General features: G+C 50.0%; 21 protein-coding genes and 1 pseudogene. 2 read left to right on the forward strand and 20 right to left on the reverse strand.

The features are described from left to right. Window positions 1–9: 9 nt before the first annotated feature. Window positions 10–1,872, forward strand: a complete 1,863-nt coding sequence (dxs, locus tag BLW37_RS15090) for a 1-deoxy-D-xylulose-5-phosphate synthase (RefSeq protein WP_091344392.1) — start codon at window positions 10–12, stop codon at window positions 1,870–1,872. An 11-nt stretch (window positions 1,873–1,883) separates the two neighbouring features. On the opposite strand, the gene BLW37_RS15095 is transcribed toward dxs, so the two are convergent. The 10 genes from BLW37_RS15095 to glyA all read right to left on the reverse strand — a co-directional run bounded on the left by BLW37_RS15095 (window position 1,884) and on the right by glyA (window position 12,114). Beyond that, a complete protein-coding gene (locus tag BLW37_RS15095; RefSeq protein ID WP_091344394.1) occupies window positions 1,884–4,946 on the reverse strand; it encodes a ligand-binding sensor domain-containing protein in 3,063 nt (1,020 codons plus the stop codon). A gap of 13 nt (window positions 4,947–4,959) precedes the next feature. Further along, the gene (locus BLW37_RS15100) at window positions 4,960–5,430 is read right to left on the reverse strand and encodes a phosphatidylglycerophosphatase A family protein (RefSeq protein ID WP_091344397.1); all 471 of its coding nucleotides are present in this window, start codon (window positions 5,428–5,430) and stop codon (window positions 4,960–4,962) included. Beyond that, complete coding sequence (thiL, locus tag BLW37_RS15105) at window positions 5,427–6,392, reverse strand: thiamine-phosphate kinase (RefSeq protein ID WP_091344401.1); 966 nt, start codon at window positions 6,390–6,392, stop codon at window positions 5,427–5,429. The genes BLW37_RS15100 and thiL overlap by 4 nt, the downstream gene beginning before the upstream one ends. A 35-nt stretch (window positions 6,393–6,427) precedes the next feature. After that, complete coding sequence (gene nusB / locus BLW37_RS15110; protein WP_091344405.1) at window positions 6,428–6,841, reverse strand: transcription antitermination factor NusB; 414 nt, start codon at window positions 6,839–6,841, stop codon at window positions 6,428–6,430. A gap of 10 nt (window positions 6,842–6,851) precedes the next feature. Continuing rightward, window positions 6,852–7,316 (reverse strand): 6,7-dimethyl-8-ribityllumazine synthase, encoded by a 465-nt coding sequence (gene ribH, locus BLW37_RS15115; RefSeq protein ID WP_091344407.1) that lies wholly within the window; start codon window positions 7,314–7,316, stop codon window positions 6,852–6,854. An 83-nt stretch (window positions 7,317–7,399) separates the two neighbouring features. Beyond that, complete coding sequence (ribBA, locus tag BLW37_RS15120; protein WP_091344409.1) at window positions 7,400–8,509, reverse strand: bifunctional 3,4-dihydroxy-2-butanone-4-phosphate synthase/GTP cyclohydrolase II; 1,110 nt, start codon at window positions 8,507–8,509, stop codon at window positions 7,400–7,402. A 49-nt stretch (window positions 8,510–8,558) separates the two neighbouring features. Then, entirely contained in the window at window positions 8,559–9,206 is a 648-nt protein-coding gene (locus tag BLW37_RS15125) for a riboflavin synthase (RefSeq protein ID WP_091344410.1), read from the reverse strand. 7 nt (window positions 9,207–9,213) lie between these two features. Continuing rightward, window positions 9,214–10,332 (reverse strand): bifunctional diaminohydroxyphosphoribosylaminopyrimidine deaminase/5-amino-6-(5-phosphoribosylamino)uracil reductase RibD, encoded by a 1,119-nt coding sequence (ribD, locus tag BLW37_RS15130; protein ID WP_091344413.1) that lies wholly within the window; start codon window positions 10,330–10,332, stop codon window positions 9,214–9,216. Continuing rightward, window positions 10,329–10,784, reverse strand: coding sequence for a transcriptional regulator NrdR (gene nrdR / locus BLW37_RS15135; protein WP_091344416.1), 456 nt, complete (start codon window positions 10,782–10,784; stop codon window positions 10,329–10,331). The genes ribD and nrdR overlap by 4 nt, the downstream gene beginning before the upstream one ends. A 76-nt stretch (window positions 10,785–10,860) precedes the next feature. After that, window positions 10,861–12,114 carry a serine hydroxymethyltransferase gene (glyA, locus tag BLW37_RS15140; protein ID WP_091344419.1) on the reverse strand — a complete coding sequence of 418 codons (1,254 nt, stop codon included), beginning with the start codon at window positions 12,112–12,114 and terminating at the stop codon, window positions 10,861–10,863. A gap of 245 nt (window positions 12,115–12,359) precedes the next feature. Here glyA and dinB point away from each other — a divergent pair, with 245 nt between their 5' ends. Then, window positions 12,360–13,415, forward strand: coding sequence for a DNA polymerase IV (dinB, locus tag BLW37_RS15145; RefSeq protein ID WP_091344420.1), 1,056 nt, complete (start codon window positions 12,360–12,362; stop codon window positions 13,413–13,415). Window positions 13,416–13,466: 51 nt separating this feature from the next. On the opposite strand, the gene BLW37_RS15150 is transcribed toward dinB, so the two are convergent. The 10 genes and pseudogenes from BLW37_RS15150 to BLW37_RS18735 all read right to left on the reverse strand — a co-directional run. Then, window positions 13,467–13,679: a cold-shock protein gene (locus BLW37_RS15150; RefSeq protein ID WP_091344423.1), complete on the reverse strand. Its 213-nt coding sequence runs from the start codon at window positions 13,677–13,679 to the stop codon at window positions 13,467–13,469. 199 nt (window positions 13,680–13,878) lie between these two features. Next, on the reverse strand, window positions 13,879–15,204 hold the full coding sequence (locus tag BLW37_RS15155) for a DEAD/DEAH box helicase (RefSeq protein WP_091344426.1): 1,326 nt from the start codon (window positions 15,202–15,204) through the stop codon (window positions 13,879–13,881). Between the two features lie 41 nt (window positions 15,205–15,245). Next, the gene (locus tag BLW37_RS15160) at window positions 15,246–15,818 is read right to left on the reverse strand and encodes an OmpA family protein (protein WP_091344428.1); all 573 of its coding nucleotides are present in this window, start codon (window positions 15,816–15,818) and stop codon (window positions 15,246–15,248) included. Continuing rightward, window positions 15,815–17,755 carry a bifunctional diguanylate cyclase/phosphodiesterase gene (locus BLW37_RS15165; RefSeq protein ID WP_171907643.1) on the reverse strand — a complete coding sequence of 647 codons (1,941 nt, stop codon included), beginning with the start codon at window positions 17,753–17,755 and terminating at the stop codon, window positions 15,815–15,817. The genes BLW37_RS15160 and BLW37_RS15165 overlap by 4 nt, the downstream gene beginning before the upstream one ends. Before the next feature lie 2 nt (window positions 17,756–17,757). Continuing rightward, window positions 17,758–18,408, reverse strand: a complete 651-nt coding sequence (locus tag BLW37_RS15170) for a transglutaminase-like cysteine peptidase (protein ID WP_091344490.1) — start codon at window positions 18,406–18,408, stop codon at window positions 17,758–17,760. Between the two features lie 12 nt (window positions 18,409–18,420). After that, a complete protein-coding gene (locus BLW37_RS15175) occupies window positions 18,421–19,059 on the reverse strand; it encodes a hypothetical protein (RefSeq protein WP_091344431.1) in 639 nt (212 codons plus the stop codon). Window positions 19,060–19,064: 5 nt separating this feature from the next. Then, window positions 19,065–20,396, reverse strand: coding sequence for a TolC family outer membrane protein (locus BLW37_RS15180; protein ID WP_091344434.1), 1,332 nt, complete (start codon window positions 20,394–20,396; stop codon window positions 19,065–19,067). Between the two features lie 4 nt (window positions 20,397–20,400). Then, window positions 20,401–21,801 (reverse strand): HlyD family type I secretion periplasmic adaptor subunit, encoded by a 1,401-nt coding sequence (locus tag BLW37_RS15185; protein ID WP_091344435.1) that lies wholly within the window; start codon window positions 21,799–21,801, stop codon window positions 20,401–20,403. After that, window positions 21,791–23,938: a type I secretion system permease/ATPase gene (locus BLW37_RS15190; RefSeq protein WP_171907644.1), complete on the reverse strand. Its 2,148-nt coding sequence runs from the start codon at window positions 23,936–23,938 to the stop codon at window positions 21,791–21,793. Before BLW37_RS15190 ends, BLW37_RS15185 begins: the two co-directional genes overlap by 11 nt. A gap of 54 nt (window positions 23,939–23,992) precedes the next feature. Next, a pseudogene (locus BLW37_RS18735) lies at window positions 23,993–24,778 on the reverse strand (hypothetical protein); the annotation flags it as partial.

Raw genomic sequence — 24,778 nt, forward strand, 5'->3', positions numbered from 1 at the left:
GGCCCATGCATGACAGTTGATATAGACGACTACCCATTGCTGGCGCAGGCCGACCTGCCCCAGCAACTGCGACAGATCCCTCAAGATAAGCTTCCTAAGCTGTGTCATGAGTTACGGGATTTCTTACTGAACAGTGTCAGTCAAAGTAGCGGCCATTTTGCATCAGGGCTTGGTACAGTTGAGCTAACGGTTGCTTTGCACTATGTCTACAACACCCCTTTTGATAGGCTCATTTGGGATGTAGGTCATCAGGCCTATCCGCACAAAATCCTGACCGGCCGTCGGCACCGTATGAATACCATCCGGCAAAAGGACGGTCTACACCCCTTCCCTTACCGTGAAGAAAGTGAATACGACACCCTCAGTGTAGGCCACTCCAGTACCTCCATCAGTGCCGCCTTGGGCATGGCATTAGCAGCACAGGCAGAACAAAGTGGTCGCAGGGTTGTTGCCGTGATAGGCGATGGTGCCATTACGGCTGGTATGGCGTTTGAAGCTTTAAATCATGCCGGGGAAACCAAGCCCGATATGCTGGTGATCCTGAACGACAACGACATGTCGATTTCTGAGAATGTAGGTGCTTTGAACAAATACTTTGCCCGCATCTTATCCGGTAACTTTTACACCAACCTGCGTGAAGGTGGTAAAAAAATTCTTAGTGGTGTGCCCCCTCTGCATGAGCTGGCCAGCAAGGCAGAAGAGCACTTCAAGGGCATGGTCACTCCTGGTACTTTTTTTGAAGAACTGGGTTTTAACTACATCGGGCCCATTGATGGCCATGATGTGCTCAGCCTGACAGATACCATTCGTAATATGCGGGGTATGAAAGGACCGCAGCTGCTGCATGTCGTCACGAAAAAAGGCAAGGGCTATCACCCCGCCGAGCAGGATCCTATCGGCTATCATGCGGTATCGAAATTTGATCCAAGCAGCAGCAGCCTGCCAGCTAAAGCCGCTGGTCGCCCTAGCTTTTCCAATGTATTCGGCCGCTGGATCTGCGATATGGCAGAGCAGGATGAACGCTTGCATGCCATCACACCAGCCATGCGTGAGGGCTCTGATCTGGTCGAGTTTTCCAGACGCTTTCCTCATCGCTATTACGATGTGGCGATTGCTGAACAACATGCTGTTACCCTGGCAGCAGGTCTTGCCATCGAAGGTTTGAAACCGGTGGTAGCCATTTATTCAACCTTTTTACAGCGGGCCTACGATCAACTAATCCACGATGTGGCGCTGCAAAATCTGAATGTGTTATTCGCCATTGATCGCGCAGGTGTCGTTGGCCAGGATGGTCCAACCCACCAAGGCGCTTTTGATATCAGTTTTATGCGCTGTATCCCTAACCTGGTGCTTATGGCACCGGCTGATGAAGATGAATGCCGGCAAATGCTCTACACCGGTTACCAACACCCAGGACCAGCAGCAGTTCGTTACCCTCGAGGCAGCGGCAGTGGTGTGGTACCAAGCGATACGATGCAAGCCCTGAGTATTGGTAAAGGCTGCAAGCTACGTCAGGGCAGCAAGGTGGCTATACTGGCTTTTGGTCCATTGCTGCATGAGTGCAAGGCTGTAGCGGAGACTCTGAATGCAACGTTGGTCAACATGCGCTTTATCAAACCGCTGGATCAGGCGTTGATCGCTGAGCTCGCCGCTGAACACGAACTGCTGGTTACCCTTGAAGATGGTGCTGTGCAAGGAGGTGCTGGCTCTGCAGTGGCTGAAGTCTTATTGCAGCTACCACAGCGTTGCAGGTTGTTGACGTTAGGCTTACCTGATCAATTTATCAAGCATGGTAGCCAACAGGAAATTTATGCTGAACTTGGCCTTGACCAAGCAGGCATTTTACACAAAATCCGGCAACACCTCGGCTGATTCTGATTGATTCAGGGCACATCAGTCTCACTGATGGGGCCCTGATGATTGGCAGCCTGAATTTTGAACTGGGCTAATCCTTCCGACAGGAGCTGCTCAATCTGTGCTTCAATATGCATCGATTCCTCAAATTCGAAAGCGTCAACCCGACCATCAAACACCAAGGTAGCCACGCCATCTTTGCCTTCATGTTTTACCCGATATAGTGCCATCTCTGCCAGTTGTAGCGACAACTCCCAGTTCATCAACTGCCCCCCAATCAGTTGCAACGGATACACTGAGTAGCCAACGGAGCAGGTTAGCTGAATGCGCTGACCATCGGGTAATGGGTAACGGGTCGAGCCCACCAATGCATGCAGCTTGTTGGCAAAGTCCCACAGTATGCTGATATCGATATCACGAAGTACCAATAGAAACTCTTCGCCGGCATAACGTACCACATAATCTGAGCCCCTGGTTTCGCGCAGTAGCAAGGCGCTGATTTGTTGTAACAAACTGTCGCCGGCACTTTGGCCATATTGATCGTTAATGGATTTAAATCCATCCAAATCCAAATGGATCAAGGCCACGCATTTTCCTTGTTGTTGCAGGCTCAGACGGTTGCGTTGGTAATGCTCAATATCCTTCGGTAATTGCTCGAACAAAAACCGCCGATTACGTAAACCTGTCAGTGTATCTTTATGCACCAATTGCCCCAACTGCGCATTCAGCTCGTTTAAGCGGTTGTTGCTATTTTCCAGCTCCTGAGTACGTTGCCGCACCAAACGTGACAAAGCCAGTTGCTGTTGCTGATTATTTCTACGTACCAGCCAGAACACACCGGATAGTATCAAGCCTAAGAGGGCAAACCACAGCACTTGGTACATCCAGGTTTCATCAAAACGACGCGGCACCACCAGTTCGATCTGGCTACTCTGAGCTTCAGCCCAGGATTGATTTTGTTGTCGTACCTGCACTTCAAAATAATAATGGCCAGGCGGTAAATTGGTATAAATCGCTTCGCGCCGACTGGCGGCCTGTTGCCAACTCTTATCAAAACCTCGTAAGCGATAACGAAACTGCAACGAGGTTGCATTAAAGAAATCCAAAGCCGTATAGTGAATCGTAAAGCTGCGTTCATTCACTGGCAGCACCTGTCGCTGCTGCTGAGCCTGGAGTAAATAAGAGCGCTGCCCCACTATCTGCTGCAGCAGGGGCCGGAAATCAGGATCATTTCTTCGTTGAAAAAATCGGTCTATCGCGACCACACCCTGCAGAGTAGGAAACCAGAGCTGATCCTGCCAGAGCACCAGCTTGGAGTGACCAGCCCCATTGCAGCAACGACCAGGCGTATTACCAAGTTGACGTTGATAGGGCGTCAGGATTTGCTCAGCCTGCAAGGGATCCTGCTTTAACAGTGATAGCGACGATAAAGGCAGACGAAATACACCTTTCAGGGTACTGAACCACAATTGCTCTTGCTGTTCATCAAGTAACATAGCAACAACAGGACCATAGGGTAAGCCATTACTATTATCAAACTGTCGCCATTCACCATTGGGGAATCGGACAAAGAGACCGTCATCAAAAGTTCCTATCAGCAAGGTCTCGTCCGGCAGCACCAACAGCGAAATAATGTAGCTGTTGTATAAAGGACTACCAATGCCTAAGCGCTGCAAGCGCTGCTGTTGCAGCTGGTACAAACCGCGAGTCGTCCCGATCACTTGGTACCAATTTTGATCCCGGATGGTGGTGACGTGTCTGGATTCCAGCTCACGGTTAAAAGCAAATGGCCGCAGCTGTTGGTCTTGCCAAAAAAACAAACCTGCTGCACCACCTACCCACAAGCCACCAGCATGTCTTGGCTGCACAAATCGCACGGTGCTGCCATCCAGCTCACTTGCCAGGCTAGAAATGTGCTCAGTACCAGGTTCATAACGAAACAGGCCATTATCCATCGCCAGCCACCAGCTATCGTCAGCAAAATGAATGTCATGGATGCTTTGAGAACCGAGCACCTGCTGGTCGAGCAATGGTTGAAAATGCCCTTGATGGCTTAAGTACCCTAAGCTCGATTGGGTTGCAATGAGTAAACGCTGTTCAGGCGTCACCGCTAGCGAGCGAACCACAGGATCGGTTTGTCCCTCACCAACGACCCGACGCACATGGCCGGGGGAAGCCCGAAAAATTCCGTCACTGAAGCTGGCCAACCAGATGTTGTTATCTTTATCTTCAAAAATATCATAAAACCAGGGGCTGCTACCCAACTCTGTGGCGCTGATTTGTTGCCACGCATGTCCCTGGTGTCGCTGATGTAAACGACTGTAGCTGGAAATCCAGTCAGAACCACGACTATCCCTGAAGATCCGGTAAGTAGCCATGTATTCCTGCAGCAACTGATCGCAACGGACTACCTCACCATCGCTATTCAGATGGTAAAAACCAACTTCAGTCGCCAGGTGAACCTGGCTATCCGTCAAAGCAATGTCATAAATAGGGTTTTGCTGCAATTCTCTGGGTAAAAGATAACGCTGCATCTGGCCGCTTTCCAGCTCATAGCGAATTAAATGCTCAGTGGTCGTCAACCATACATAATCACCACTGCTACGCAATTGGCGGACGGGTTGGCGCACCGGGCTGATTCGGCTAACCTGACCGGCCTGTATTCGAAATAACTGCTCAGCTGCGATCCATATTTCACCCGGACGTACCTCAGCTATGGCAGTCACCTCACTTAGAATGTTAAAACGCTCAAAACTAAGCGTGTTCGGGTTCAATCGGCTTAAGCCTGATTTGGTGCCAATCCAGATCAATCCCTGACTATCGGTCATCAGTTGGTTGATGGCATTACTGGCAAGTTGACGGTATTGTTGACTGGTGAAGGTATCAAAGCGATAGCCATCAAACCGGCTTAGTCCATAAAGAGTGCCAGCCCAGATGTAACCCTGTTGATCCTGAGTCAAAGCACGAACCGAGTTGGATGCCAGGCCGTCGGAACTGTCCCAGTGTTTGATGTCGTAATCATGCAAAGAACGTTCAATCGCCTGAAGCGAAAAGCTGAACAACAAACAGATCCAGCACCACCTCAGAATCATCCCTGAACTCCCGTTAGCCAAAACACCAAAGCGTAGCATGCAATACCAAACAGGCCATCAAGCCAGCAACGATATCATCCAGCATAATACCATGCCCACCTGTTACCTTTTGATCCAGCCAACGAATAGGCCAGGGTTTTACAATATCAAAGAAGCGGAATAATACAAAACCCAGCAGCAAATTCCATGCGCTAAGCGGAACCAGTGCCATAGTGACCGCTAAGCCGACAATTTCATCCCAGACAATGGCACCGTGATCGTGCACTCCCACATCGCGGGCAGCCACCTCACAAACATAAATACCTAAGGCCCAGGCAGCAACAACAATCAGCAGATACAACCAAAGCGGACTTAGCATCAACGCAGCCACCAAGGGTATGGCGGCCAAAGTCCCGAAGGTGCCCGGTGCTTTCGGTGCCAGACCAGAGCCAAAGCCGAGTGCCAGCAAATGCTGCCATTTTTTCAGGTTAAACTTTGCTGTCATTTTTCAAAATGCTCGAAGCCACGATGCTCATAGGCAAAAGGTTCATTACCAGCACGTAGCTCCAGTTTACCAGCAGCGCCTGTGATTCGCCCTATGCAAGTCACAGGAACACCATAGGGTGATAGCAAAACATCCAGCATGCTCTTTTTGCTTTCTGGTACCGTAAACAACAACTCGTAATCTTCACCACCTGATAAGGCGAGCGCCAAAGCAGTACTTCTATCACAGCTGTCTTTCAGTGCCTGGGACAACGGCAAGCGTTCGATATCGAGGCTGGCACCAACTGCCGAGCGATGCATCAGGTGTTGAATATCGGAATAAAGGCCGTCGGATAAATCCATGGCGCTGCTAGCTACTGTGCGAAGTGCCTGACCGATGGCCAGACGCGCGGTTGGGTAATGAAAACGCTGTAAAATGTGGGCGCTGTGTTTTTTACTGACTTCGACCTGACCCTGACAGAGCCGCAGACCCAAGCCTGCATCGCCTAAGGTTCCAGTCACATAAATAAAGTCACCGACTTTAGCACCCCGGCGCGTTAGCATTTTGCCATGCGGTACCTGGCCTTTCGCCACCACGGTAAAGGTCATAGGCCCCCGGGTCGTATCACCACCAACCAGCTGACAATCGTAGTAATCTGCCGTTTCACTGAAAGCATCTGCAAAAGCAGCCAGCCATGGGTCCTCGACTTTAGGTAGGGTCATTGCCAGGGATAGCCAGGCAGGCTCTGCCCCCATTGCCGCCAAATCGCTGATATTGACTGCCACTAACTTGTGCCCCAATGCACGTGGGTCGACATCAGGAAAAAAGTGAGTACCTGCCACCATGGTATCGGTGGTGACAACCAGATCATAGCCTTCACGCAGCTGCAGCACAGCCCCATCATCCCCGACACCAATTAAAGTGTCTTTACGGGCACGGCCAGAATTGGCAAAGTAGCGTTGAATAACTTCGAATTCACCCATCACTGAAAAAGCCGGCAAGGGATGCCGGCTGTCCTTTAGTTTGGTCGCAGTGTGCGGACAGCTTTATCCAAAATGCCATTGACAAACTTATGACTGTCATCGGCAGCAAAGGATTTAGCCAGCTCAATGGCTTCGTTGATCACCACTTTGTACGGTACATCCAGGCGATACTTCATCTCATAACCTGAGACGCGTAAAATAGCTTTTTCAACCTGATCGATTTCATCGAAAGGCCGGTCTAGATAAGGCTTTAGCAGCTCATCCAGTGTCTGGTGGTAACTCACCACGCCACGCAGCAGATCTTGAAAATAAGCGACATCCAGTTGCTTCACGTTATTTTCTAACAACAGCTGCTGCTCAATATCCTGGATCTTATTCTGACTAAGCTGCCAGCTGTAAATGCCCTGCACAGCTAATGAGCGTGACTTGCGACGCGCATTGGGTTTCATTCAGATATCCTCACAACTGCTCAAGCAGGTTAACCATCTCAAGCGCAGACATAGCCGCTTCACCGCCTTTATTACCGGCTTTAGTGCCAGCGCGCTCGATGGCTTGCTCAATGGAGTCCACCGTTAACACGCCAAACGCCACTGGCACGTCCTGTTGCATCGCCACCTGGCCAATGCCCTTGGTACACTCGGACGAAACATACTCAAAATGCGGTGTACCACCACGGATCACAGCACCCAGCGCAATGATGGCATCGTATTTTTTGCTGGCAGCCACACGCTGAACCGCCAATGGCAGTTCAAAAGCACCTGGCACCCGAATCACGGTGATGTCTTCATCACGGACCTGACCAACACGTTTTAAAGTATCGATAGCACCTTGCAGCAAGCTTTCAACAATAAAACTGTTAAAGCGCGCTACTACCAGGGCAAACTTTTTATTCGGGGCAGTCATGCCTGCTTCAATTACCTGCATCTTGCAGCTCCAATTGGTTCAAATTCAAAATTGCCGCGTATGATACCACAACTGCGGCTATGCCGAAGGATTATAGCAGCCGCCTACTCGCTGACGTAATCCACCACTTCCAGGCCAAACCCAGATAAAGCGTGATACTTCTTTGGTTTGCTGAGCAAGCGCATCTTTCCAACGCCCAAACTAGCCAGAATCTGCGAGCCCACTCCGACGGTACGAGAAGTCCCTTGCCAGGGTGCCGACTTAGGCTGCTCACCTTTGTCTTCCGCTTCGAAGGCTTGCACCATCCGCACCAGGGCTTCGGGACTTTCATGCTTGCCCAACAACACAAGGACACCGCCTTCATCGGCAATGCGCTGCATGGCATGGTGCAGAGGAAAGCTACGGTTTGCAGCCCGATCGGCCAGCAATAAATCGCTGAAGGTATTGTGCAAGTGCACCCGCACCAGACAAGGCTCATCGGCTTTAATATCCCCTTTCACTAAAGCAAAGTGGATTTGGTTATCAATGGTATCTCGAAAGGTTACCAGCTCAAAATCACCAACATCGGTACTAAGCTGACAACGAGCCACCTGCTCAATGGTGGTTTCATTCAGGTTGCGGTATTCAATCAGATCAGCGATGGTGCCAATTTTAATGCTGTGCTTAGCCGCAAATTTTTCCAGATCCGGCCGCCTGGCCATGGTGCCATCTTCGTTGAGAATTTCCACAATCACCGCTGCAGGCTCCAACCCAGCCAACCGGGTTAGATCACAGCCTGCTTCCGTATGACCGGCACGGTTTAACACACCACCATTTTGAGCTTTTAATGGGAAAATATGGCCAGGTTGCACAATGTCGCTAGCTCGGGCATCCCGGGCCACCGCCGCTTTGACAGTACGAGCCCGATCAGCGGCGGAAATTCCGGTAGTAACACCCTCAGCTGCTTCAATCGACACGGTAAAAGCGGTACTGAACTGCGATTTATTGCTGTCGACCATCAAGGGCAAATTCAGTTGCTTACAGCGTTCTTCGGTCAGAGTCAGGCAAATCAAACCGCGGCCATGGGTCGCCATAAAGTTAATGGCTTCCGGAGTAACGTATTCGGCTGCCATCACCAAATCGCCCTCATTCTCCCGATCCTCATCATCCATCAGAATGACCATTCGGCCCTGGCGAATGTCTTCAATAATTTCTGCCGTACTGTTTAATTGCATAAAAACCTTCTATGACTGAATCTTTTCGTTTTCAAAAAAACCGGCCAGCTCAGATAAAGCCTCGGGCTCGGAGTAAATCGGTAGTGACGCCAGCTGCTGAAGGAGCTCTCCCTTGCAGTAGGCGTTCCAGATAACGAGCAATCAAATCCACTTCCAGATGCAGTGCTGTACCCACCTCAGCCTGCTGCAAGGTGGTCACCAAGGCTGTATGCGGCACTATGGTGAGTCGAAATGCATCCTCGGCCAGCTCATTCACGGTCAGGCTAATGCCATCGATGGTAATGGACCCCTTTTCAGCAATGTAACGACTCAAGGCTTGCGGCATAGCCAACCAAAGCTCCCAGCTATCCGCTTTCTTTTCGATGGCACGAATGCGGCCAATACCATCCACATGACCACTGACCAGATGACCGCCAAGTCGGGTAGTTGGTAACAGAGCTTTTTCCAGGTTGATCCGCTGACCGCTTTGATAATGACCAAATAACGTCCGGCGCAAAGTTTCAGCCGATAGGTCTGCCTGAAAGGCATCGCTGCTTTTGGCTGTGACAGTCAGGCAGACGCCATTGCTGGCGATACTATCACCTAGCTTCACATCGGAAAAATCCAGCCGCTCGCTTTCAATCCACAGCCGCATGCCCTGCCCTGATTTCTGACTGGAGCGAATACGGCCTACCGCCTCTATAATTCCGGTAAACATGCTATCCTCAGCTCTGCAGCGTTGCAATGAAACGTATATCAGGCCCCAGCTGACGGATATCCTGCCAGCTCAGTGCAATGCCTTCATTTAATTGGGTCAGTTCAGCTATAGCCACCAAGCCCCGCGCTTGATGCCCCAAAATTATCGGGGCCTGATACAACCAGAACTCATCCACCAACTTAGCCTGCAACAAGGAGCCTGCTAAGCGGGCGCCGGCTTCCACCCAAAGAGTGTTGATGTGTTGCCGCGCTAATTCCCGCATGAGTACCTGCAAATCAAACTGCTCCCTCTGCAGGGATGGAACGTATAAAACATCAGCACCAGCCGGAGCCGACAGTTTGCTGCCTGCTGGGTATACCAGTATCAGTTTACCTGGCAGGGCAAACAAAGCTTCTTTGCCTGTAAGCCGCTGGCGTCGGTCCAATACCACCCGAACCGGCTGACGGTAGTGCCCATCCTGCAACGGGCTGATGGAAGACAAAGCCTGTTCCGGCCGCACGCTCAAACGGGCATCATCACGCAAAACGGTTTCTGCTGTGGATAATACCGCGCAGCTTTGCGCGCGTTGCAATTGCACATCCGCACGAGCCTCTTTAGAGGTAATCCACTGACTGGCACCATTATTCAGAGCGGTTTTACCATCCAGGCTAGCTGCCAGCTTCAAGCGCACAAAAGGACGCTGTTGTTCCATGCGGCTTAAAAATCCTGGGTTCAGTGACCGGGCACTTTCAATCATCAGCCCACTTTGCACTTCAATGCCTGCGGCCTTTAGCAGAGCGGCGCCGCGGCCTGCCACCTGTGGGTTGGGATCCTGCATCGCCATCACCACCCGGCGCACACCTGCCTTGATTAAGGCCTCTGCACATGGCGGCGTTCGCCCATAATGACTACAGGGTTCCAGCGTGACGAAACAGTCTGCATCGCGAGCCAGCTCTGCAGCATGTCGCAATGCCACCACTTCGGCATGGGGACCTCCAGCCTGGTGGTGATAACCTTCACCAACAATCTGGCCATGACGCACCAACACAGCGCCTACATTGGGATTCGGCGAGGTGGTAAAACGCCCTTTTCGGGCCAACTCAATAGCCCGGGCCATAAATCGATGATCATCAGCACTAAAGCTCACTGCTCATTCCCAAGTTTTGCAATGGCCTCACCAAATTCACGGATATCTTTAAAGGAGCGGTACACCGAAGCAAAGCGTACATAAGCCACTTTATCCAGTTTCACCAGCTCATCCATAATCAGATTGCCCAGCAACTGGCTGCTGACTTCCCGTTCACCGGTGGCTCGCAGTTGTGATTTCACTTTGTTGATCAGTTGCTCGGTTTGTTCGGTCGCGACCGGGCGTTTTTCCAGGGAGCGCAGCAACCCACTGCGCAGCTTGTCTTCATTAAAAGGCTCACGCGAGCCATCGCGTTTCACAATGCGCGGCATCACCAGTTCGGCCGACTCAAAGGTAGTGAAACGCTCATGACAAGCACCACACTCGCGCCGACGACGTACCTGATGGCCATCGGCAACCAAGCGGGAATCAATCACTTTGGTATCATCTTTACCGCAAAAAGGGCAAAACATGCTTTGAGATCCTCTGAAAGCTGTGCTGATGGCAAAATGGCCGCTAATGCGGCCATTTTAGCATGAAAATCAAGCTTTAGGCATAGACAGGCAAACGACCACAAAGCTCTGAAACCTGAGCCCGTACCCGGTCAACGACCGACTCATCACCCATATTATCCAGAATATCGCAGATAAAATCAGCCACCAAGCGCGCTTCCGCTTCTTTAAAACCACGGCGGGTAATAGCCGGAGTACCAATACGCAGACCACTGGTTACAAAAGGTGAACGTGGATCGTTCGGCACGGAGTTTTTATTGACGGTGATATGGGCACGACCTAAGGCAGCATCCGCATCTTTACCAGTGATGTCCTTGTTGATTAGATCGACCAAGAACAAATGATTTTCGGTCCCTCCTGATACAATGGTATAACCACGCTTGATCATCTGATCGCACATGGCCTTGGCGTTCACAACGACCTGCTGCTGATAAACTTTGAATTCAGGCTCCAGCGCTTCTTTGAAAGCGACGGCTTTAGCTGCGATCACATGCATCAATGGCCCCCCCTGGCTGCCAGGGAAAACCGCTGAGTTCAGTTTCTTTTCAATAACCTCGTTGCTGCGAGCTAGGATCAAGCCGCCACGAGGACCAGCCAGGGTTTTGTGGGTCGTGGTGGTGACCACATCGGCAAAAGGCACTGGGTTCGGATACAAACCAGCTGCCACCAGACCAGCAACATGGGCCATATCGACCAGCAGGTAAGCCCCCACTTTATCAGCGATGGCCCGAAACCGCTGCCAGTCAACAATGCCAGAATAGGCAGAAAAACCAGCAATAATCAGCTTGGGCTTGTGCTCCAGCGCCAGTTGCTCGGCCTGATCGTAATCAATCACGCCTGTTGCAGGGTGCAGACCATACTGCACAGACTTGTAGAGCTTGCCTGAAGCACTGACGGTTGCACCATGGGTTAAATGACCACCATGCGCCAGGCTCATGCCCAGAATAGTGTCGCCGGCTTCCAGTAGAGCCAAAAATACAGCCGAATTGGCCTGAGAACCAGAATGTGGCTGCACATTGGCGTAATCGGCACCAAACAGCTCTTTGGCACGGGCTATGGCAAGATCTTCCACGATATCGACATGCTCACAACCGCCATAGTAACGCTTGTGCGGGTAGCCTTCAGCGTACTTGTTGGTTAGCTGAGTACCTTGTGCTTGCAGCACGCGTGGGCTGGCATAATTCTCAGAGGCGATCAGCTCAATGTGATCTTCTTGGCGCTGAGTTTCATCGGCAATAGCCTGCCACAAGGCTGGATCATAATCGGCAATATTCATGTCACGCTTCAACATAGGTTCTCCCGCAGCGTAGCTGCTACGCTTAGTTCATAGTAAGACTCGGCTAGAATGCGGTCTATTCTACCCGCAAAAACGTCAGGATGCACTCGGATTTTAGCCATCTAAACATCCGAAGCACTTTTCTGTTGCTTCAACTGTGCAAAAATCAGCACAGTCACAGGTATTTCACAGCACAATGCTTGCTTTTTAGCCACAGCCTCCTAAAATACTGTATATCCATACACCTACCTAAACAAGCAATGACACAGCGTAAAATCATACACATCGACTTGGATTGCTTTTTTGCCGCAGTTGAAATGCGCGACAATCCAAAGCTAGGTGATCAACCCATAGCCGTTGGGGGTAGTGTCAGCAGCCGAGGTGTCATCGCTGCATGCAATTATCCAGCACGAACGTTTGGTGTCCGCTCGGCCATGCCGACAGCACAGGCACTTAAACTATGTCCGCACCTGTTGTTGGTACCTGGCAGAATGCAAGCATACAAAGAAGCCAGTCAACAGGTCATGGCCATTTTAAAACGTTACAGCGATATCGTTGAACCTCTATCCCTGGATGAAGCTTATTTGGATGTAACCGGCAGTGCCTTGTGTCAGGGCAGTGCTACCCGAATTGCCGAGGCAATACGTCATACAATTAAAACAGAAACCGGCCTGACCGCCTCTGCCGGAGTGGCACCGAATAAATTTTTGGCTAAGATTGCCAGTGATGAACGCAAGCCCGATGGCCTTTTTGTGATCTGCCCGCATCAGGTACCAGATTTTGTTGCTAGATTGCCAGTGCAAAAAATACCTGGCATCGGCCCGAAAACAGCTAGCCGCCTGCAGGAGCTCGGCGTGCATTATTGCCAGGATGTATTTAAAGTGCCTCTGGCCCGCTTGATCCGACAATTTGGCGCATACAGCCAAACCTTACTGGAACGCTGCCAGGGGCTGGATCAAAGGCCAGTCAGTGCGGAGCGAGTGCGTAAGTCGGTAGGAGTGGAGCAAACCTATGCCCAAGATAAATGCAGCTTACAAGACTGTGAAGCCGAACTTCCTGCTTTGTTATCCACCTTGCAACAGCGGCTGGAACGCCACCGGGCTAGCAGTCTGGTGCATAAAGTGGCTGTGAAATTAAAATTTCATGATTTTCAGCAAACCACGGTCGAACAACAAGTGCAAACCGCCGATCTGGCGAGCATCCGCTCCTTGCTGGTAACAGCCTGGCAGCGCGGTGAAGGCCGTCCGGTCCGACTGATAGGCCTTCAAGCAGGGCTTGCCGAGCAGGATCATAAGCAACTGATGCTTGAACTTTAGTCAATAAAAAACCAGCGACAAGCGCTGGCTTTGCATGGAATGTGTTCCGGTTTAAGATACTACCGTCACGTTTTCAGCCTGAGGGCCTTTTTGACCGTCAACAATCTCAAAAGTCACTTGCTGACCTTCCAATAAAGTCCGACGCCCGGTGCCGTTAATGGCCCGAAAGTGCACAAATACATCTTTGCCGCCTGCACGCTCAATAAAACCAAAACCTTTGTCTTCGTTAAACCACTTGACGGTACCGGTAATTAGATCTGACATAACTCTCTCTTACATTTAACTTTCATTGATCAGTGAGCTGATCATTGAGTGAACCTTGTGAGCAATCAGCAAACCGAACAGCTGGCAGCTGATCTTCTACACCCTGCCAACAAGTTGGCATGGCTATGGCACAGCAATGAAGCCAAATACCATAAAATCAGTGTAGCACTGAATTTGCGGAAAGTTGATGAATGCAGTATTAATTTTTTTTACGCCGAACCGGAATATTACCATCATCACCAGCTTGAAAAACTTTTGACGCAGCAGCTTTATGTGGCTTGTTAGTGTCACTGCCTTTTTTGTCAGATGGCCGCTTACCCGTGGCATGCTTTTTCGCTTTGGGTTGAGAAGCCGGTGTATCCTTTGGCTTACCGGTAAATCGTGCCGGCAAGCTATCGATCACGGAGAACTGTATGGGGTTTCGGAAAAAAGCCTCTAGCTGCTGCAGGCTTAGCCAGTCTTTTGGGCCTACCAGTGAAATGGCCTCCCCGTGCATACCTGCCCGGCCTGTGCGCCCAACCCGATGCACGTACTCTTCGGCAAACTTAGGTAAATCAAAATTCACCACATGCGAAACCTGCAATAAATCGAGGCCGCGCGATGCGACATCGGTGGTGATCAAGATTTGGAATTTACCCTTGGCAAAATCTTGCATCACACTGTTACGCTTTGCTTGGCTTAGTTTGCCGCTTAAGCCAATGGCCTGAAAGCCCTGCTTAGCGAACCATTCAGGCAAGCGCTCGGTGTCAGCTCTGGTGGCAGTAAATACAATGACTTGCCGTAAATCGGCAGCATGCTTGAGCACATGTGCCAGCAGTGCTTCTTTGTGGCTGAGGTTATCGCACAGATAAAAGTGTTGGCTGATATCGGCATGCTGCTGATGCGCATCGTCGGTGGTAATGCGATGCGGCTTACGCAACAAAGCCAGTGCTAATTCATTGACATCGATATGATCCAGCGTTGCGGAGAACAACAGGGTTTGCCGCAAACGATGAGAGGCAGCTTTATGGATGGTCATTAATTCATTGGCAAAGCCAAGATCCAACATCCTATCGGCCTCGTCCAGAATCAGCAACTCCAAGCCCTGCAAAAAAATCGAGCGGTGTGCCAGGTGATCGCAAAAACGCCCCGGTGTTGCCACAATGATCTGCGGCTGACGCTTTAGCAATTTCTCCTGATCGTTGAAGTTTTCCCCCCCCTGAACCAAAGCGGCCTGGATAGGGGTATTGGCAATCAGCAAACGCAGCTGGCCATACACCTGCTTTGCTAATTCCCGTGTTGGCGCCAGTATCAAGGCCCTTGCATCCTGGCGTGATAAGGGTTTGCTCCGCAGCAAACGCTGCATCATGGGCAACAGATAGGCCAGCGTCTTGCCAGAACCGGTGCGCGAAGATACCAGCAAGTCTTTACCCGTCAGTACGGCAGGAATTGCTTCCTGCTGTATCTCAGTTGGCTGGGTAAAACCAAGGTGCTGCATCGAACGCAGCAAGCGCGGGTCAAGCGCCAAGTCGGCAAAAGGCGTCATCTGTTACTCCAAAAGGTCAATGACGCCATTATATCGCACAATCAGTCCGCTGGCTCGACTATTGCCTCAATCCGCCGGTTGCTTACCCGGGCAGCGTCAGTGGTTCCTTCCGCTCGGGGCTGTGTTTTACCATAGCCACGGGTAGATACCCTGGAAGCGTCAATGTTTAAGCGGTTAATCAAAATACTGGCAACCGCCTCTGCCCGTCGTTCAGACAAACCCTGATTGTATTCATAGGAGCCTTGATCATCGGTATGACCAGCAATGGTCACCTTAGTATTGATAAAGCGTTTAAGATAATCGGCCAGCTCTTGCAGCTGAGGCAAGTACACCGGCTTGACAATAGCCTGATCAAAATCAAACAGAATATCCATTTCCAATACCACCTGATCTTCTACAAAGATACTGCAGCCGAATGCATCTACCCTGTCTCCAGCCGGTGTATCTGGACAGCGATCGCATTCATCCGGAATACCATCCCCATCCGAGTCCACAACTACTGGTGGCTCTTTATACACAATAGGACGCTGCCGCGGATCCTCGCTGCCCGCCCATAACCACTGCGAACCTAGCAGCAGACTGATCAATAAAACAGCTTTGAACAAAGACATCATGCCTTCTCTCCATGTTGAAGGGTATTAGAAAAAAAAGGTTCGGGTTGATGCAAAAAGCCCTGATAGCCATCAAAGCGGTAATGCGATAGTTGCTGTAATTGTTCTTCATCCTCGATGTGTACAGCCAATACCTGAATGCTAAGCGCCCGGATAGTAGAGACCAACGAGGTTAAAAAGACACTCTCTTGCGGCGATGCCACCAAAGACTGTGTAAAGGCAGCATCAATTTTGACGTAATCAGGACGAACCTGCTGTACATAGGTCATGGAAGAGAAGTTGCGTCCTACTCTATCTAAGCCAAAGCGGACTCCATACTCGCGTAATAACTGCACCAGGCTGATCACAGCTGCTTTGTTGTAAAGCACGGTTTCTTCGGAACATTCCAAGCCAAAAAAAGGCAGTACATCAACATGTTGTTGAAGTTGCAATGCTAGCCAGCGTTGAAAGGCTGTTGATTTGAGTGATGCAGCAGACAAGTTCAACACCACCGATTGACCAGGGTCCTTTTCCAGTTGCGCGAGCACCAACTTGATGGCCAACTGATCAAAACGCAAACCTAGCTCATATTCATCCAGGGTTGACATAAAGCTAGCCGCGGGCAACAAAGTGCCGACAGGAAACTCCAGCCGGGCAAATAGCTCGTAATGCACCAACTGCTGATCACCAAGTAACTTAACCGGTTGTTTTGAAAAACTCACAGCCCCTTGCTCTACCGCCTTTTGCAACATAGTCACCAACTCAGAGCGCTGTGCCACTTCACGACTATCGGTATGGATCTGAACCTGTTGGTTATTATCACTGCGCGCGTGTTGCAATGCTTGGTCTACCCTCGCCATCACTTCAGCAACCGAGCCTGAGTGATTGATCCAGCAAGCTCCAATCCAGACGGGCAGCTCTGTGCTGGCAAACAGCTCTAGTAAAGCCTGCTGCTGATGCTCCAGCAAAGCTCTACTTTGTTCAATGCTTTGGCCTGGTAAAATCAGCGCAAACTCATCCAGCCCCAGGCGACACAATACGGCATCCGCTACCCCAGCACAGCGTTGTTGCATCAACTGACTGGCGCGGGCTATGGCTTTATCTCTTTCAACAAAACTTTGTTGGTCGCGCTGAGTCAAGGAGGGGATTTTGATCAGAGCCAGAACTCCCCGGGGTTCTTGCTGTAACCAGGCTTGTAACTGCTGGTTGAAGAAACGGCGATTGCCAAGCCCGCTAACAGGGTCCCGAAAGGCCTGATCTTTTAGCTGCTGCTGACGCTGATCACTTTCAGAGAAGTCCCGTTGCAGCTGTTGTGCCATCTGGTTTATTGCCTCAACAACACTGCGTAACTCAGGGGTCTTTGGCAAGGTTATAGGCTGGTCAAATTGATGCTGTCGGATCTGATCTGACACATGCTGGATCTGCTGTAATGGTTTTAGAATCCGGCGGATCCCCATGGCTGCTACCAAAACCAAGAGTAACGTCAGAGCAGCAAACCAGCTCAACATCTGGATAAAGGTTTGCCACAAGGTGCGATAGGCCATGCCCGGATGACCAATAATGGTCAACTCACCATACTGCAACCAGCCACTACTTAAAACAACACTGCGCTCTACTTGTGGTAAGAGTTCCAGGCCTTGAAACCATGCAGGGACACCATGAAAATCGACAGTACGCTGTTCCTGCCAGCTGAGTTCGGAGCCAAACAAGCGCACCTCCAGCTGCTGATAAAAGCCGCCATCGGCATAAGCCTTTAATACACTTTCAATCAGCACCGGTTGCAGCGGATCTAAATGTGGTTGCAAGGCGCCGGCCATGGAAACACTGGCATTTTCGATATCCGTGGTCAACTGCTCGGCAAGAAACTCTCGGCTATTGTCAAAGCTTAACCACAGTGCGCCAGCCAGACTTAGGGTCAAACTCAGTAAAATCAAAGCAAGCAGTTGTCGAAATAATGTCATTGTTATTTTCCTTTTCGCTGCTGCGGATGCGCATAACGTTGTAATAATTCCACCCATTGCGGCAGTCGCTCTGGCGAGCCGACCGCTTCAGCCCGCCCCCGCTGCCGGTTTAACCAGAGTTGCTGGCCATTAAAGCTAAAGACCGGTATCAAATCCGGCCGTTGACTGGCAGGTTTTATCGCTCCATCCAGGTTGTCCAAAATCAACGGCACAGCAGTTGGTGTCTCATAGTAAGCCAGCACCATATGAAACTGATTAAGCTGCACGGCCTTGACATAAACCAGCCTAAGCTTCTGGATATCAAAGCCCATCTCAAGCAGCGTGAAATACTTGGCAATGCTGAAATCTTCACAATCACCTGCCCCCATGCCAATAAACTCAATGGGAGTTGCCCAGTAATCCTCTTGCCCCCAAAGCACACTATCATCAACAAACTGGAACAAATTAAAAAAACGATTCACCGCTTCCAGTTGTTCCAAGGCAGGCTGACTTTGCTGCTGATCGATTAGCTGCCGCCAAGCGTGATAACGGCGGATAGCACTCTCATCAAAGTTAGCTTGCAGGTAGTTTAATGCATGCCGCTGTTGCGGTTCCGCCCATAACAGCCAGCCTGTGGTGACACAGACCAACAGCAGTAAGACGTTTAGCCGCAAAATAAGCAAGGTTTACCAGCCGCTGGCCGAGTGCGCTTCCACGTCACTCTGTTGCCGCCCTTCCATGGAATAAATATGCCAGCGCATCACTTCACCAGTCGCCAGATTGTAAGCACGAATACCAAGTTGATTTTCCTTCATTACAAATGGCTCAGCTGCATTTACAGTCTCAACGTTCACCTCTATCGGCGGCAATTGCTCACGGTACTCAGCCCAAAGTCGCTCTTTCAGATAAGCCACCCGGGTATCGAACAGCTCGCGGTCTAAAGCAGGTTGTTCAGGAAGCTGGTGCGCAAAAATAGTCAGCTTGAGCGGATCATCGCTTAACTGAAAGCGCTTAATAAGTGCCAGCAAACTGCGCAGCTCCTGACAAGCCAGAATACGATCTACCCGGTAAAACTGCACTGCATAAACTGACGTAAACTGCTGAGACTGTTGCTTGCTGCAGCCATCAACAGTCACTAAAGCACCGCTGTTCGTTTGAGCACACAAATCACGCTGGCGAATGACACCATCCTGATCGGGATCTTTTAGCTGTTGCAGCTGTGCTTGACTCAGGGCATTGACATCGTATTTTGGACTCTGACTACAGGCCAGTAGGCCTGTGGTGAGCAGAAAAATCATACAAGCTTGATACATGGTGGTTTGCATGGTGATCACTCCTGTCCCTGAGCCAGAAAAAAGTCATCCGGATTAATTCGTAATGCTGTAAGTAACTCGCCTTTGGCCTGCAAAATACGGTAATTTGCAAACACATGATCGATTTCAGCACTCACGAAGTTACCACGAGCTTCAAACAACTCATTCTCTGTATCCAGCAGATCAAGCAGTGAGCGCCGCCCTAAATCAAATTGCTCGCGATAAGCACTCTGGGTCTTGTAGCTTTCTTCCACATGCTCTTGCAAATACGCCAGTTGCTGAAACAAAGTACGCTCTGCTTGCCAGGACAAACGAGCACCTTCCAGCACCTGGCGATAGGCATGCTCACGGATCTCTTTGGCTTCAGCCGTACGATAGGCTGTTTTCAGCTGCTGATTATGGTCACGGCGACCATTAAACAGATTGTAGCGCAAAACCAAGCGGGCTTGAGTGCGGTCTACGTAATCGTTATCCCGCTGCCAGCGATTGAATTTATTGGCCTGCACCTCCAGATGCAACTGAGGCCAATAGCTGGAACGTTGCTGAACCTGCAACAACTCGACAGCATGCACATCAAAACTTGCAGCCGTTAGGATTGGATGCTGATCGCGCGCTTGCTCCAACAATTGTTGCTTCGATGCAGGGATCATGCGTATATCTGGTACCGGAGATCGAAGATTCTGAGGGTAGAAGCCTGTCACCGCCATAAAGGCCGACTTGGCATCAGCCTCATTGTTTTGTGCTGCCAGATAATTCGCATGAGCTCTGGCTAAACGACCACGGATTTGCGATAAATCAGATTGTGAGCCCAACCCCGATTCCACACGCTCTTTAATTTGCTCATAAATGCCACGATGCGTTTGCAGGTTCTGCTCTGCCAGCACTTTTAATTGCTGTGTTTTCAATACATCCAGATACACCCGGGCAACTCGCAGCGCCACTTCCTCTGTTGTTGCCAGTAGACTCCAGAACTCGGCCTGAGCCTCGGCGCTGGTTCGATCGACATCGCGGGCGGTGTAAAAACCATCAAACAGCATTTGGCGCAAGGTGAGGGATACATTGCCTGCCCGGCCATCCTCAACATCATCGCGTAAACGGGAAATTGGCGACTCCGATTTATTGAGTTGTGCCACGGCTTGTAGATCCAAGGTCGGCAGCCAACCGCCACGCGCTATTCGGGTATCCTGTTCATAACTATGATACCGGAAAAAAACCTCCCGAACCGTTGGGTTGGTATTCAAGGTCTGAGCCACGGTAAACTCTAGAGAGTCGGCATGACCTTGAGTTGTAGAAAGGACTGTCATTCCAAGGCAAATGCCTAACATCCATGTTGCACGGTTTACTTTCATCAAATCATCTCTCCTTGAGCGCACTTTGCTTGGCTCGAGTAATAGGCTTTACAAGATATTGAAATAATGTTCTTTTCCCGGTAATAATGTCAACCGAAGCCATCATACCAGGCATTATAGGTAACGCTGCTCCATCCGCATCCAAAAAACTACCTTCCGTGCGGATCCTAACCAGATAATAGCTATTCCCTTGCTCGTCCAACATGGCATCAGCACTGATGTACTCCAAAGTTCCAGCTAAACCTCCATAAATGGTAAAATCATAAGCCGTCAACTTCACTACAGCAGTTAGCCCTGGCCGGATAAAGGCAATATCGCGAGGTGACATGCGAGCCTCAACCACCAAAGCTTCCTCTTGCGGCACGATTTCAATCAAATCCATCCCTGGTTGAATCACCCCACCTATCGTATTGATGCGAATGGCATTGATAATACCGTTAACCGGTGACACTACCTGCGTACGGGTTAACCGATCCGACAACTGGACCAAGGACTCTTCCAATACTGCCAAACGAGATGATGCCTCGGCCAATTTGTGCTGGCTTTCAGTCCGAAACTGAAGTGCTACATCCACCTGTTTGCGAAGGCTTTCTTGCAATGCCGCTACTATTTTAGGCAAGTTGTAACGTGCTGAAGCCAGCTCAGACTGCACTTCATTGAACTGGCGTTCCAGCTGCAGCAATTCTACTTCAGACACCACACCTCGTCTGGCTAATGGCCGGGTCAGGTTCAATTCCTGCTCGACCAGTGCCAAACTCCGTTCCAGATGGCGGATGCGCGACTCTATCTCTGAGCGCTCTTGTTGGCGTTGTTGAATTTGCTCCGCGATGATACCAAAACTGTTTTCCAACCCTTGCATACGCTCCTGAAATAAAGCCTTGTAAAACAACTGCGTAGGCGAGTCAGCTTCCAGCTGACTAAAGTATGGCGGTTGGATATCTAAAAAAGCACGGGTCGATTCAACCCGAACCGAAGCCAACTCTGCCCGATAGCGGGCGATGTCTGCCAGCAGCGTGGTGCGCTGATGCTGTTGCTCGCGCACATCGGCCCGGAATCGCGTTTGATCTATGCCCATCAAGACCTGTCCCTGACGGACCTGCTCACCTTCACGAACCATCACCTGCTGCAAAATACCGCCTTCAAGATTCTGCACTATCTGCAATTGCTGGGAAGGGATAACCCGGCCTTGCCCTCTGGAAACTTCGTCGATTTCTGCAAACCAGGACCAAACCAAAAAAATGATTGTCATGCAGGCAATCGTCAACAGTACGCGCTTGGATCGATAGGGTGTTTTAAAATGCAAGCGGGAGTGCAAATCATCGACGTATTCAAGTTCCTGCTCAGAAATAGCGGGTTGCGGTGGCCAAAACCACTGCAGTATACGCTCTATCGCTTTACTCAGCATCAGCACGTCCTTTCTTTAAGGCTGCCAATACAGAGTTTTTCTCGCCATCAGCCACTACCCGGCCTTTTTCCAACACAATGACCCGGTCTACCAACTCCAACATCGACATCTTGTGGGTAATCAATATCAGCGTTTTATCTTTAGCTACCTGGCTAATATGGCGGGTGAGCTGAAACTCAGTGTAACTATCCATATGACTGGTCGGTTCATCCAGTACAAGAATGGGCGGGTTAAACAGTAAAGCCCGCGCCATCGCCACACTTTGTCGTTGCCCACCTGAGAGGTAACTGCCACGCTCACCCACCTGCCGATCCAAGCCATTGGGCTCATGATCGGTAAACTGAGTCACACCAGCCAAACGAGCCGCTTTAAGAACCCGCTCATCATCTACATGAGGCACACCCAGAGTAATATTATCGCGCACGCTTCCATAAAACAGGTTGATATCCTGCGGCACACAGCCAATTTTTTGCCGCAAATCTGCCGGGTTAATTTGTTGACTATCCACGCCATCAAAGCGGATGGCCCCTTGCTCGGGCTGGTAAAATTGCAAGATCAATTTCTCGATGGTTGTCTTTCCGCTGCCAATGCGGCCAATAATTGCCACCTTCTCGCCAGGACGTATGGTAAAGCTGACGTCTTTCAGCACTTGATGCTGGGTTCCGGGATAACTAAAACTGACCCGATCAAACTCAATTTTGCCATCAAAATAACCACGATGCAGGTAGTGATCGGTTTGCTCCTCTTCAAGCTCCATCAGCTGCTCTAAATTAGACAGCGCGGCCTTGGCGCTTTGATAACGGGTAGAAAGTAATGATATCTGCGCAAAAGGCGCAACCATCCGGTTACCAAGCAACACAAAGGCAACCAAACCACCAAAGCTTAATTGGTTATCCATAATCAAATACACACCACTGACCACAATACCAATGGTCACCAGGTGTTGAATAAAGCTGGTGACACTGGCGACAGCAACTGTGTATTTTTTGGTTTGCATCGACCAATTGGCACTGTCTGCGACCAAGGACTCCCACTTACCCTGAAACTGACTTTCAGCGCCGGCAAGCTTTAATGAATCAATCCCAGCCAGTGACTCAACCAGATGCGCTTGTTTTTGACTGTTTACCCGGCTGCCCTGCTCCACCTGTGTTGCCATGCGTTTCAGTACCCAAATCGAAAACAGCAACATGACAGCTATGGCAACCAACAAAACCAACGCGATGGGTCCGGCGATAAAATAAATGACCAAAAAAAACAGCAAAGCAAACGGCAGGTCAATTAAAGCAGCAATGGTGGATGAAGCAACAAAATCACGAATGGCATCAAATTCCTGCACATTACGGGTAAAGGCTCCTAATGAGTTTGGCCTGGCTTTTGCCTTCAGGTTGAGCATTTTTTCAAACAAACGGGAAGAAAGCAGCACATCGGACTTTTTTGCCGCCATATCCAGCAGATAACCACGCAACTGTTTGAGAATGAAATCAAAAATAAAGATTAGGACCATGCCACTGGTCAGCACCCAAAGGGTATCAAGCGCTAAGTTTGGTACCACCCTATCGTACACATTCATTACATAAAGAGGGATGGCAATCGCAAATAAATTGATAAAAAAGGCTGCTAATAAAGCATCGCGATAAATTGGAGTCGATAGTTTAATGGTATCCCAGAACCAATGGCCATCCAGAGTATGTAAGACCTTCGGAGCTCTTTTATCAAAACGATGCTTCTTTTTCACTAAAAGTACATGACCGACAAAACGCTCGGACAAGTCCTCAGCGGCCAGCTCTTCTTCTGAGTCTTCCACTTCTGGCCAAGAGACAGTAACTGTTCCCTCACTTTCATTTCGTGCTAATAGAATACAAGCTTTACCTTGTTGCAAAAGCAGCACACAGGGCAAAAAATCATCGTGCAATTGATCGAAGTGTTTCTCGGAAAATTTAGCTGCCAAGCCTCCGCGCTGTGCAGCTCGCGGAATGTCTTTAAGCAATAAACGCCCTTCCTGCAAAGGAAGACCCATACTCAAGGTCTTGGCAGAAAATGGCCGACCATAGTGCTTGGTAAAAAAAACCAGGCTTTGCAAAATAGGATCACGCTCCAGCGGATCCACTGGTATTTGTTGCGAGGAGTTTTGCTGCATTTATCCGTTCTTAGTCGTAGCAGAGGCTTTTGCCTCTGCACTTTTTTATTGTAATTAGGTCGGATCCATCATCAAATGACCAAGCTCAAGCCAAACATCAATAGCCTGCTCAGCCGAGCCAAAATGATCAATGACTTGCTGATAGTCCAACTCGGGGATAACCACAGATTGCAAGTCACCACTCAACGGATCCTGCACCTGTAAGACGGCTTCTCCTTGCTCATTACTGACCAACTGCAATAGCTGTTCCAGGCTTTCAGAGTTTAGATCAGGGAACAAGTCTTGTAATAATATGCCCTCAACACCCACTGACATTGTTGACGAATCAGGTTCAGAAGCCTTGATAAAATCATCAGTTATCAGTAAGGGCTCTTCTGCAACCGCAAAACTTCCCAGCTCATTGTCATCCTCGGACGATTCGATGAAGAAGCCGGTCGCATCATCATTCAAAGGCACTGGACTGGTGTAACCATCCAGTAAAGCAATGAAATCTTCAAAAGTATAGAGTAAAGCGCCCTCGTTCGAGACATCACCATTCTCATCTTGCTGCAATGGCTGATTTATGGTTCCGCTGGCACCATTAAAGAACAAAAACTCACCTTCATATTTGAAGATATGTGCCTGTGGCCGGTAACCAAGCTCATCCCGAAGGTAGTCGTTTCGGGCAGCGATGAAGAAGTCCCGAAAGTGTTCCGGGCCAAACTCATCTGGTAAGTCGGTCACTTTGATGATAATCAGTTGACCATTTTCATTGATACCTGATATCGCAAAATAGTTGCCATTTGAGTCGGCGTCGGCATCCGCATCGGCATCCGCATCGGCATCGGCGTCCGCATCGGC

Origin of the sequence: Alkalimonas amylolytica (assembly GCF_900107845.1) — a bacterium.
Taxonomy (GTDB): domain Bacteria; phylum Pseudomonadota; class Gammaproteobacteria; order Enterobacterales; family Alteromonadaceae; genus Alkalimonas; species Alkalimonas amylolytica.

Excerpts from the sequence above, each read along its gene's own strand:
- dxs (WP_091344392.1), top strand. The coding sequence starts at position 10 with ATGACAGTTGATATAGACGACTACCCATTGCTGGCGCAGGCCGACCTG.
- BLW37_RS15095 (WP_091344394.1), bottom strand. The coding sequence starts at position 4,946 with ATGATTCTGAGGTGGTGCTGGATCTGTTTGTTGTTCAGCTTTTCGCTT.
- BLW37_RS15100 (WP_091344397.1), bottom strand. The coding sequence starts at position 5,430 with ATGACAGCAAAGTTTAACCTGAAAAAATGGCAGCATTTGCTGGCACTC.
- thiL (WP_091344401.1), bottom strand. The coding sequence starts at position 6,392 with ATGGGTGAATTCGAAGTTATTCAACGCTACTTTGCCAATTCTGGCCGT.
- nusB (WP_091344405.1), bottom strand. The coding sequence starts at position 6,841 with ATGAAACCCAATGCGCGTCGCAAGTCACGCTCATTAGCTGTGCAGGGC.
- ribH (WP_091344407.1), bottom strand. The coding sequence starts at position 7,316 with ATGCAGGTAATTGAAGCAGGCATGACTGCCCCGAATAAAAAGTTTGCC.
- ribBA (WP_091344409.1), bottom strand. The coding sequence starts at position 8,509 with ATGCAATTAAACAGTACGGCAGAAATTATTGAAGACATTCGCCAGGGC.
- BLW37_RS15125 (WP_091344410.1), bottom strand. The coding sequence starts at position 9,206 with ATGTTTACCGGAATTATAGAGGCGGTAGGCCGTATTCGCTCCAGTCAG.
- nrdR (WP_091344416.1), bottom strand. The coding sequence starts at position 10,784 with ATGTTTTGCCCTTTTTGCGGTAAAGATGATACCAAAGTGATTGATTCC.
- glyA (WP_091344419.1), bottom strand. The coding sequence starts at position 12,114 with ATGTTGAAGCGTGACATGAATATTGCCGATTATGATCCAGCCTTGTGG.
- dinB (WP_091344420.1), top strand. The coding sequence starts at position 12,360 with ATGACACAGCGTAAAATCATACACATCGACTTGGATTGCTTTTTTGCC.
- BLW37_RS15150 (WP_091344423.1), bottom strand. The coding sequence starts at position 13,679 with ATGTCAGATCTAATTACCGGTACCGTCAAGTGGTTTAACGAAGACAAA.
- BLW37_RS15155 (WP_091344426.1), bottom strand. The coding sequence starts at position 15,204 with ATGACGCCTTTTGCCGACTTGGCGCTTGACCCGCGCTTGCTGCGTTCG.
- BLW37_RS15160 (WP_091344428.1), bottom strand. The coding sequence starts at position 15,818 with ATGATGTCTTTGTTCAAAGCTGTTTTATTGATCAGTCTGCTGCTAGGT.
- BLW37_RS15165 (WP_171907643.1), bottom strand. The coding sequence starts at position 17,755 with ATGACATTATTTCGACAACTGCTTGCTTTGATTTTACTGAGTTTGACC.
- BLW37_RS15175 (WP_091344431.1), bottom strand. The coding sequence starts at position 19,059 with ATGCAAACCACCATGTATCAAGCTTGTATGATTTTTCTGCTCACCACA.
- BLW37_RS15180 (WP_091344434.1), bottom strand. The coding sequence starts at position 20,396 with ATGAAAGTAAACCGTGCAACATGGATGTTAGGCATTTGCCTTGGAATG.
- BLW37_RS15185 (WP_091344435.1), bottom strand. The coding sequence starts at position 21,801 with ATGCTGAGTAAAGCGATAGAGCGTATACTGCAGTGGTTTTGGCCACCG.
- BLW37_RS15190 (WP_171907644.1), bottom strand. The coding sequence starts at position 23,938 with ATGCAGCAAAACTCCTCGCAACAAATACCAGTGGATCCGCTGGAGCGT.